Source organism: Streptomyces sp. NRRL F-5126, assembly GCF_000721265.1.
Taxonomy (GTDB): domain Bacteria; phylum Actinomycetota; class Actinomycetes; order Streptomycetales; family Streptomycetaceae; genus Streptomyces.
This window is the reverse complement of record NZ_JOFZ01000157.1, coordinates 1-229: the sequence shown is the minus strand read 5'-3', so window position 1 is coordinate 229 and position 229 is coordinate 1. Positions and strand designations below refer to the sequence as shown.

Annotated in this window: 1 protein-coding gene; it reads left to right on the top strand. The window is 69.4% G+C overall.

Annotation, left to right across the window (positions count from 1 at the left end; all coding sequences use genetic code 11):
- On the top strand, nucleotides 1-229 hold a 229-nt coding region (locus IH48_RS34150; protein WP_037844351.1), incomplete at both ends, for an acyltransferase domain-containing protein.

The following is a 229-nucleotide window of genomic DNA, read 5'->3' as shown; positions in this document are numbered from 1 at the left end:
CCTCGACGCCCTCACCGCACTCCAGGACGGCCGGCCCTCACCGCACCTGGTGACCGGCCCCACCGATCACCATTCCCGCGTCCCGGGCAAGATCGCGTTCGTATTCCCCGGCCAGGGTTCGCAATGGCCCGGCATGGGCCGCGAACTCCTAGAGACCAGCAGTGTCTTCCGCACCCACATGCAGGCCTGCGCCGACGCCCTCGCCCCACACACCGACTGGTCACTCCTC